8 protein-coding genes are annotated in these 8,734 nt (G+C 68.2%); 3 read left to right on the forward strand and 5 right to left on the reverse strand.

Features of this window, described 5'->3' with window-relative positions; all coding sequences use genetic code 11:
- Positions 1 to 136: 136 nt before the first annotated feature.
- From AB0J42_RS37165 to AB0J42_RS37185, 5 genes are read right to left on the reverse strand one after another with little or no spacing between them, the layout of a single operon-like run.
- The gene (locus AB0J42_RS37165) at positions 137 to 1,105 is read right to left on the reverse strand and encodes a hypothetical protein (RefSeq protein WP_364303193.1); all 969 of its coding nucleotides are present in this window, start codon (positions 1,103 to 1,105) and stop codon (positions 137 to 139) included.
- On the reverse strand, positions 1,105 to 2,850 hold the full coding sequence (locus tag AB0J42_RS37170) for a conjugal transfer protein TraC (protein ID WP_364303195.1): 1,746 nt from the start codon (positions 2,848 to 2,850) through the stop codon (positions 1,105 to 1,107). The genes AB0J42_RS37165 and AB0J42_RS37170 overlap by 1 nt, the downstream gene beginning before the upstream one ends.
- Complete coding sequence (locus AB0J42_RS37175; RefSeq protein WP_364303197.1) at positions 2,847 to 3,779, reverse strand: PrgI family protein; 933 nt, start codon at positions 3,777 to 3,779, stop codon at positions 2,847 to 2,849. The genes AB0J42_RS37170 and AB0J42_RS37175 overlap by 4 nt, the downstream gene beginning before the upstream one ends.
- The gene (locus AB0J42_RS37180) at positions 3,776 to 5,314 is read right to left on the reverse strand and encodes a conjugal transfer protein TrbL family protein (protein ID WP_364303200.1); all 1,539 of its coding nucleotides are present in this window, start codon (positions 5,312 to 5,314) and stop codon (positions 3,776 to 3,778) included. The genes AB0J42_RS37175 and AB0J42_RS37180 overlap by 4 nt, the downstream gene beginning before the upstream one ends.
- Complete coding sequence (locus tag AB0J42_RS37185; RefSeq protein ID WP_364303202.1) at positions 5,311 to 6,516, reverse strand: pilin; 1,206 nt, start codon at positions 6,514 to 6,516, stop codon at positions 5,311 to 5,313. Before AB0J42_RS37185 ends, AB0J42_RS37180 begins: the two co-directional genes overlap by 4 nt.
- Positions 6,517 to 6,767: 251 nt before the next feature.
- Here AB0J42_RS37185 and AB0J42_RS37190 point away from each other — a divergent pair, with 251 nt between their 5' ends.
- Genes AB0J42_RS37190 through AB0J42_RS37200 form a run of 3 tightly spaced genes read left to right on the forward strand, consistent with a single transcriptional unit; the run spans position 6,768 to position 8,520 of the window.
- Positions 6,768 to 7,193, forward strand: coding sequence for an XF1762 family protein (locus tag AB0J42_RS37190; protein ID WP_364303204.1), 426 nt, complete (start codon positions 6,768 to 6,770; stop codon positions 7,191 to 7,193).
- Entirely contained in the window at positions 7,190 to 8,287 is a 1,098-nt protein-coding gene (locus AB0J42_RS37195; RefSeq protein WP_364303206.1) for a site-specific DNA-methyltransferase, read from the forward strand. Before AB0J42_RS37190 ends, AB0J42_RS37195 begins: the two co-directional genes overlap by 4 nt.
- A complete protein-coding gene (locus AB0J42_RS37200) occupies positions 8,284 to 8,520 on the forward strand; it encodes a helix-turn-helix domain-containing protein (RefSeq protein ID WP_364303208.1) in 237 nt (78 codons plus the stop codon). Before AB0J42_RS37195 ends, AB0J42_RS37200 begins: the two co-directional genes overlap by 4 nt.
- Positions 8,521 to 8,734 lie beyond the last annotated feature (214 nt).

Raw genomic sequence — 8,734 nt, forward strand, 5'->3', positions numbered from 1 at the left:
CCGGCTCGATCAGGGCCCACCGCTCATCGGATAAGTCCGTCGCGTACGGCTTGCGTTCACTCACCCGGCTATCTCAGCACGTCCACGCTCACCAGCCGGGCATAACGCTACAGATTCACTCGATCACAGTACGACATCACGGGCATAGGCTCACAGACCGCCCTCTCAGATGGCGTGCGGGGAGCGGCAAGCAGTGCCGTTCGAGCCGGTTGTGGCCGGAGAACAGGGCGAACGCGGAGGCGATCGCGTGCGCCCGACCCCGGATGGCGCTGCGCCGGGCTCTGCGGGCTGCTCGGTCCTTTCCGTCGTCGCCCTGAACGGTGTAGCGGACGGCGACCTCGTACCTGGGAGACATGGACTTGTCCCGGATCGCACGGGCCTCTGCGTACTGCTCCAGGCGTACAGCGTGATCTTGTGGGCTATGGGGGGGATTTCCAGGGCTGGGCGAGAGGAGATTCAGAACACCTCGTAGCAGGGAGATGCCTGCGGCGCCGCGGGAGAGCCGATGGCCAGAGGCCGGCCGGGCGAGGATCTGCACGGCGGCGTGCTGCCAGGTGGGCATGCCCACGCCGGCCCCGAGCAGAGCCCGCAGCGGGTCGTGATCGTGGTCGTACCGGATCGGGAGCCGCTCGCTACGGGCGGTCCTGAACTGCCCGCCGGTTGCCTGCCCGGCCAACGGGACCGGCGGAACAGCCTCCAGCACGGCGGTACGGGCGGACGGCCAGGCCGCCTCGATCGCGTGCTCGACCAGATGCTGCGGGACGTTGCCAGGGACCCACAACCTGATTCGAACGCCGCCGGCGCCGAAGACGTACTCGAAGGCCAGGTGCGGCTGGCCGCACAGGACCCGCTTCCAGGCTGGACGCAGCAGGCCGATCAGGTTGGCCCACAGCGCCTCCGCGCCGGGCAGGTCCGCCTCGGGCGGGGCCAGGATCTCCACGCACCGCGCGCCTTTGACGAGGGCGCGGTGACGGAGCTGTACGAGCAGGAAACGGAGCAACTCGATCACGATCACGGCGGCTGCAACCAGGACGGCAAGGTCCCAGGCGTGCGTTTCCAGCCAGGCCAGCGTCAGGTCCAGGACGGCGTCCGGGTCGTAGAGCATCAGAGCTCGTCCTCCTCGTACTCGGCCAGTTCCTGCGGCGAGGAGGTGACGAGCCGGTGTTCCTGCTCGCTGGCCAGCACCTGGAAGGCCACCCGGGCAGCTCCCGAATCGGCGGCCAGCAGGCCGAAACCGCGATCCGCGGTCAGCAGGAGTTGCCGTTCACCATCGGAGAGGCGGAAGGCGTCCGTGACCGCGTCGATGGCCTGGGGTGCCTGCCGGAGCAGGATCTGCGTGGTCGAGTTGGCGATGATCGCCTGCCCGATGTCGGAGCCGAGCAGGTCGGCGGCGTCCTGGGTGACCACGGACAGTCCCGCCCAGTGCTTCCTGGCCGCCTTCGCCATACGCAGCAGGAACTTGGCGCCCTCCGGGTCCTTCATGAGCAGCCACGCCTCGTCCACCACGACCAGACGGGGCCGCCGGTTGTGCGGGTCGGAGACCCGACGCCAGACCGCGTCCAGGGTTAGCAGCGTGCCGATGGCCTTCAGCTCGTCAGGGAGGTCGCGGAGTGAGAAGACGATCAGGTGAGAGTCGGGCTCGGTGGTGGTGTGTCCGTCGAAGAGTTGGCGGTGGCTGCCGGTGACGTACGGTGCGAGCCCGGCGGCCACCTCCGCGGCTCTGGGATCGTCATCCTTGGTAAGAGCAGTTACCAGATCGCTCATGAGAGGCGGGCGCTTGCCCCAGGTGCTCGGATCGAAGGTGATGCCCGCCTGCTTGTAGGCAGCGATGATCGCCCGGTCCAGGGCGGCCTTGCTCCCCTTGTCCAGCGGACCACCGAGCATGACTGCGATCAACGTGTGCAGGAACAGCGCTCGCCGAGTGAGCGGATCACCGTAACGGCGGCTCTCCCGAGGAAGGTCGAAGGGATTCAGCCGGACGTCCGGCGCCCCTAGGTGGAGGTAGGCGCCGCCGACCGCCGCGCACATCCTGGCGTATTCGTCCTCGGGGTCAATGACTGCGACCTCGACTCCCGCGTACAAGGAGCGCAGCGCTTCCAGCTTGGCCAGGTACGACTTCCCGGCCCCGCTGCTGGCGATGATCGTGGAGTTGTGGTTGGGCTGGGCGAACCTGTCCCAGGCCACCAGCGAAGCGCTCGCTGCGTTCGCCCCGTACAGGACTGTGGTGGGTCCCAGTTCGGCAGTCAGGTCAGGGCTGGTGAACGGGAACGCGGCCGCGAGCGCGGGGGTATCGAACGTACGGGCCACGCCCAGGTTGTCGTAGGCCAGCGGGAGCGAGGACACCCAGCCCTGCAGCTGGCGGAAGGCCACCTGGCGGGCGTCCAGCAGAAGCGAGGCGGCCAGCGACCGGACCTCGGCGCACGCGTCGTCGAGCTCCTCCTGCGTGCCTGCGTGCACGGTCAGGTAGATCGAGGCGCGGAACAGCTTGGCCTGTCCGCGCGCGATCCGGGTGGCCAGGTCTTGGGCGTCCTCGGCGGCGACCTCCGCGCCGGGATCGAGCAGCCGGCCATGCTGCTGGTCGCTGCGCAGCCCGGATTCCAGACGGGCGAGCTGTCTGCGCAACCGGTCCGAGGCGACCAGCGACGGCACCGGGTCGACGTGCAGCGACACATCGAGACGGCCAGGGTAGGTGAGCAGCGGTTCCAGCCAGCCGGGCGTGACCTCGCGTGGAAATCCGCTGATGGCGAGCGTGGCGCACAGCCTGTTGCTCACTTGGAGTTCGCGGGCACGGACCTGGACCGCATCCGGGCCGAACTGCGTGGGTGCCGTACGCCTGCGGGAGAGCCTCATCGGTGTTCTCCTCTCGTGATGACCTCGTCCTGTGTCGCGAACTCGATCTCGGGCGTGGGCGGGGCGGTCGGGTCGAAGCAGGAGGCCAGCAGCGTGTTTGTGGCGGGGGCGTCAAGCGGGCGGACGGTCAGCCCGCATGCCGACAGCAGCCGGGCGGCTTCTTCAAGGCGTCGCAGTGCACGGGCCGCCGCTGCGTCACGGCCCTTCGCGCATGGTTCGCGGATGACCAGCAGCACCTGGCGGCGGAGCAGATCGTGACGCGCGGAGATGTCGGCGAGGAACGCCGCGTGCTCATGTGCGGCGTCGGTCAGTGCCGGATGGGGGAGCGCGCGGGCGTTCTCGACCAAGTTGGTGATGGTGTCCGTGAGATCCACTCGCTCAGCGCGTACGAGGATCTGAGCCGGACCGGACAGCGAGTTGAGCCAGCCCCCGAACACCGAGACCAGCGCGTCCTGCTCGTCCGGCGTCCGGAGCGCGAAGCTGACCGTGGATACCTCCGAGACCGCCGCGACCCCGTCTGGTCCGAGATCAATCAGCCCATCGCTTCCCACCCCGCGTGCCGGAAGACGGAGAGGCGCGGGTCGAGGGTCTGACCGGGCGGCTATCCAAGAAGGTGGCGGAGTGGCCTTCCCAGGTGCGGAGACCAGGGACTTCGGTGAAAGCTGGTGGCGGGCCGCGGCCAGCAGGTAGCGGTCCAGAGAGAGTCCATCACGCCGTCCAATCGCGAGGAGAACGCCGAGAATCCCCACCGGGAGCGCTACGGCGGCACACATCACCAGCGGCACCTGATCGCCGACGAGCAGGTAGGCCGTGTAGAGAATGCCGCCGGTGGCGCCGAAGATGGCTACCTGACGGGCGGTGAAGCCGCCGATGATCCGGTCTTCCCGCTCGATGTCGGCAGGGATGCGGACTGGTTGCCCCCAGCTCATCGGCCACCACCTCCCGGCTTACGGCGCGGCGTGCGCCCTGGCTGCGGGTTGTTGGGTCGGCCGGTGGCACCGGAAGCGGGCGGGGCCGGAGGACGGGGGACTCCTGGCGCCGATGGGCTGTTCTGATTGCGGAGCCAGTACATCTGCGCCAGACCGGCAGGCCCATTGGCGTAGTAGGTCTCGCGCGGGTACCCGTACACCGGGGTGTGCCGAGGAATCGGGGCCTGCACGGCGCCCCGGTACTTGCCGGGGACAGACGGCGCTGGCTGGCCGGAGCGGTGCGTGGCAACGGGTGCCTGCTTTACAGCTCCAGCCCGATTACGGGCTGCCGAGGCTGCCGTCGCGGCACCGGCGGCAGCGGCACCGGCAGGACCGCCGGCAACCGCCGGCAGAACCTTGCTGGCCATGGCGGAGACCGCCGCATGCCTGACGGCACCGGAAGCCCTGCCGCCTCGGCCGCTGCGACCGCCCCGGCCGAGGTGCAGTGCGCTCAGCACCGGCGAGGTGAGCTTGTAAGCCAGGGCGTACTTGATGATCCGGGTGATGGTCGAGCCGCGCCCGGCTGTCTGGGCGAAGACCCTCCGAGTGATCCAGCCCGGGATCCGGACAAGGATGATCAACAAGGAGAGGGCGAGCACCAGGTTGACGAGCTGTCCGGTGGGCGTGAGACCGAGTAGGAGCCGGCCGTCCTGGTTGAAGATGATCCTCACCGCCAGGACCAGCGTGAGCGACTGGGCGACCTGGATGAGCAGAAGCCCGCCGAAGGCACGCGCCCAGAACCGGGCCAGCCCGTCGGCATACGGGAGCGCGAGACCTGCCAGCGCCAGCGGCGCGGCGACCACGAGCAGCAGCACCAGGGCGGCTCGCATGACGAACGAGATCAGCAGCAGGATGAGCAGGATGGCTGCGACCAGGGCGAGCAACGTGTAGAAGATCTGCTGTTGCCCGGGAACGATGACCAGGAACCGGAGAGTGGCCATGGCCCGGCGGCCGTCGAAGTCCTGCCCAAGCAGTGCTGTCGACAGGGCGTTGGCCAGTTCGATGACCTTGCCGCAGATGAGGAAGCTCGTGTTCGCCGCCAGGAAGGCGACACACAGGCGGGGCAGGACCTCCTTGACCGCGAAGCGGGTCTGCACGGTCTCGTGCCCCATGGCCGCGATCGCGCCGGCGGTGGCGAGCAGGACGAGGCTGGCGTCGGCGATGATGGCGTTGGCCTTCCACAGGTCGAACACCCTGCCGCTGCCTGAGACGTCGGGAGTGGCGAGAAGCGTCACTGCCAGCAGGTCCAGCAGCGGCTTGACCGCCATGGTCACCAGGCTCGCGAACCAGGAATTGATCTGACCGGCAATCAGGTCACCGATGCCGAACCCGAACCCGGAACTCTCCGGCAGCGGGGTATCCACCAGATCGGATGGAGATGGGGACGGCGTCGGAGTGGCGGCCTCGGCAGCGGTAGCCATGGCGGCAAGGACCCCGATTGCCGCAGCGGCAACGACAGCGAATCTGCGGTTGGGCCGCGTGAACACCGCGCTCACCCGCCCACGATGCGCTTGAGGACGCTCACGAACAGCGGCGCCAGCACCGCCAGTGCGTAACCGAACGCGGCGGCCTTCAGCGCGCCCTTCGCCTTCTGGACCTCGCCGGGATCACCTCCGGCCACCAGGTAGCGCAGCCCGCCGATGGTCAGCATCAGCGTGGACAGCGCGGCGAGGAGGCCGATCAGCCAGTTCCGCAGGTTGGTGAGGACGGAGTTCAGATCCTTTGGGACGGCAGCCATCGCCGAGGCCCCGAACGCGCCCGTTGCCGCAGCGGCAACCACCAGTACGGCGGCTGCCGTTACGGCCAGGGTCCAGGTGACGACCCAGCATGGCAGCGGTGTCGGGCGCCGGGGACGGCAGTCGGCCGGGCGCCACTGTCTGGCACGGCGGGCGCGGCCCGCGAGTGAGGGGTGGCTGGGGGAGATCCGCGCGGAGCCAGGGGTCGTGCCCCTGCCTCCCTTCAGGTTGGTTGCCGTTGTTGCATCCGGAGTTTCCTGGCTCCGCGCGGAAGTCATGTGAGCTTGTTCGTCCACACCTGTGGATGAAGAAGCGGTAGAGGAGAAGGCGGACGATGCGAGCGTGCGCAGGGGCACGTCCTCCAGCCGTGACAGGGCGATCAGCTCGGCGTCCAGCTCGTCGAGGACGCCTTCGCTCACCGCGTCGATCAGGACCAGGTCTGGGTGGAACCAGGGCCGTAGAGGCGGCGGCTCGCCAGGCTGCTGCCGCTCGGCCCTGGCAGCCAGGTATCGGACAGTGCGTTCGCCCGCGAACCGGGCGGCCTCGCACAGGCGAGGACGGATACCGGGCAGGTCGACGTCCACCCGGTGGATACCTCGCAGGAACCCAGCCATGATCGCGATGTCGACGTCGATGGGATCACCGCCGGGCAGATTGCGGGTGAGCGAGAGGGCGATCGTGCGGAGCGCGGGGAGCGCCATCCCGACCGCCGCGACGGTCCATGCGGACTTGGACCGGCGGGCGCGGGCGACCAACTCCCGCCAGACGGCGTCCCGGGCGTCGTCGCTGATGTGCCGGCTGGTGAGCAGCGTCCGAAGCTCGCGCAGGCCGACCGAGCCTCGGGGCAGTTCAGGCGTGATCGTGGCGCAGTTCAGGGACAGGCCGCCGGGGCCCGTCGTCAGGAGCCGGAATGAGGTCTCCGCGGTGTCCAAAGGTGATTCATCGAGGCGATGCGCGCCCATGTCGTACTCCGGGTCGAGAGAAGTCCGTGGTCTCGAAACCGGTCTACGCACCGCCTCAGAAAAGGCTCAGAAGTCATCTGGGTATTCACTCGGGAATTTCTCAGAACCTCAGATCGCGGCCGGTTTCGGCGACCTCTGAGCGGTGGCATCTGAGCAGACTCTGAGCCTGCTGCTTGCCTGGTGACACGCCCTCGGCGCCGCATCTGCGGCTCCTGGGGCGTGCATCCGGAGAAACGTGTCCCGACAAAGCAATGGAGCACTGGAATGACATCCAGAAGACCGCCCACAACACCAGCCTGAACAACTCGGGAAATTGGCGGCTGGCGATTTCGCCGGTCACCTCCCAAACCGCACGGGCATTCGCCGCCTGGGCCCACCCGCATATCGCCCCTCCGGCCGACGCCGAGTTCGTCATCGGTGCGCAGTCTGATCGGGGAGCCCTCGTCGGGGTCGTGCTCGTTGACCGGCCAGGCCGCTGGGCTCTCGACGACGGCCGTACTGCCGAGATCACCTGTCTGGTCACTGACGGGACGCCCAACGCCTGCCCGGCCCTGCTGAGCGCCGCCTGGCGGGCCATCCGGTCGAAAGGGTACCGACGGTTGATCGCTCACACCTCTACGGGCGAGTTCGGCACCGTTCTCCTGTGGGAGGTCACGACCTTCGGAGGGCGCTCATGAGCGCGCTGCGAAAGCCGTACTGGAGCGACGACCAGGCGGCGCTCTACCAAGGAGACGCTCGCGAGGTGCTGACCGAGATGGACGACGGCTCGGTGAACTGCATCGTCACCAGCCCGCCGTACTGGGGCCTGCGTCACTACTGCGAGGGCCAGTACGGCCAGGAGTCAACGCCAGAGGAGTACGTAGAGAATCTACGGGCCACGTTCGCGGAGGCCCGAAGGGTGCTCGCCGACGACGGCACCTGCTGGCTGAACCTGGGCGACTGCTACGCCGCGAACTCCGACGGCTGGGCCCGGGGCACGGCCTACAACGCTCGTCAACCGGAGGTACGGCCCAAGGCCCGCCTGGCAGTCCCGCCCAAGAACGCACTCGGCATGCCCTGGCGGGTGGCCTTCGCGCTCCAGCAGGACGGCTGGATCGTGCGCAACGCCATCGTCTGGCACAAGCCCAACGCGATGCCGCAGTCAGTCCGGGATCGGCTGTCCAACCGGTACGAGTTGATCTTCCTGCTCGTCAAGCAGCGGACCTACTGGTTCGACCTGGACCCGATCCGCCAGACCTACACCGGAGACCGCTCGCTTACCCGACGCGCCCGCGCTGGCGGCATCAAGGAGAACAGCATCAAGACGCCCTGGCCACCCGGCAGGTACGGGACGACCGGCGAGGACTGCGTTGGCGAGCGGCACGGAGCGTTCATATGCCCAACCGGACAGCGGCACACCACAGGCCACCCCGGCGGCAAGAACCCGGGAGACGTCTGGCACATCTCCACTCGGCCACTACGGGCGGCGCACTTCGCGGCCTTCCCGATCGACATCCCGCTTCGAGCGATCGCAGCAGGCTGCCGGCCGGGCGGAATCGTCCTGGACCCATTCACCGGAAGCGGCACAGTCGGCATCGCCGCCCGGCAACTCGGCCGGAAGTTCGTCGGCATCGAACTCAAGCCTGACTACTGCCAACTCGCCCGGGCCCGGCTCCTCCCAGGGCAACCGCCCCCTCGGAGGGCGGTAGAGCCGGTGAATTCCAGCCCGACAAGTTGTCACGGGGATGAGTGCCCGACTCTCGGCGGCGGAAGCAAGGAGGACACTCCGTGAGGCCGCTGACCCTTGCCGAGGTACAGGCCCTGCCCGCGGTCGTGCCGCTCCTCTTGGCGGCCCGCGCTCTGGGCCTGAGTAGGAACACCGCCTATCGCCTGGTCCAGCGGGACGAGTTCCCCTGCCGCGTCATCAAGGTCGGCGACACGTACCGCGTACCGACCATCGAGTTGCTCGTCCTGATCGGCGCAGACAAAGAGAACGTACGGAGTACCTTCGGCTCTGGCGCCTGAAGTCCGGAAGTGATGAGAGCCTCGTCGCTCAGAAACAGACGGGGCTCTCTACCGGTTCCGAGGCAGAGAGGTGATCATCCCTATCTGAAGCGATTCTCCGCTGGGCCATACGGGCATAGCGGGTCTGTCCAGTAAACGGTGTAACTCGATCTTGAATGGTTCTATCGGATGGTCGGGGTCAGGCGGCCTTCGAAAGTGATGGCGAAGGCGTTCA

The organism is Nonomuraea sp. NPDC049649, from assembly GCF_040675175.1.
Taxonomy (GTDB): domain Bacteria; phylum Actinomycetota; class Actinomycetes; order Streptosporangiales; family Streptosporangiaceae; genus Nonomuraea.

Coding starts and splice junctions, on each gene's coding strand:
- AB0J42_RS37165 (WP_364303193.1), bottom strand. CDS start 1,105: ATGCTCTACGACCCGGACGCCGTCCTGGACCTGACGCTGGCCTGGCTG.
- AB0J42_RS37170 (WP_364303195.1), bottom strand. CDS start 2,850: ATGAGGCTCTCCCGCAGGCGTACGGCACCCACGCAGTTCGGCCCGGAT.
- AB0J42_RS37175 (WP_364303197.1), bottom strand. CDS start 3,779: ATGAGCTGGGGGCAACCAGTCCGCATCCCTGCCGACATCGAGCGGGAA.
- AB0J42_RS37185 (WP_364303202.1), bottom strand. CDS start 6,516: ATGGGCGCGCATCGCCTCGATGAATCACCTTTGGACACCGCGGAGACC.
- AB0J42_RS37190 (WP_364303204.1), top strand. CDS start 6,768: ATGGAGCACTGGAATGACATCCAGAAGACCGCCCACAACACCAGCCTG.
- AB0J42_RS37195 (WP_364303206.1), top strand. CDS start 7,190: ATGAGCGCGCTGCGAAAGCCGTACTGGAGCGACGACCAGGCGGCGCTC.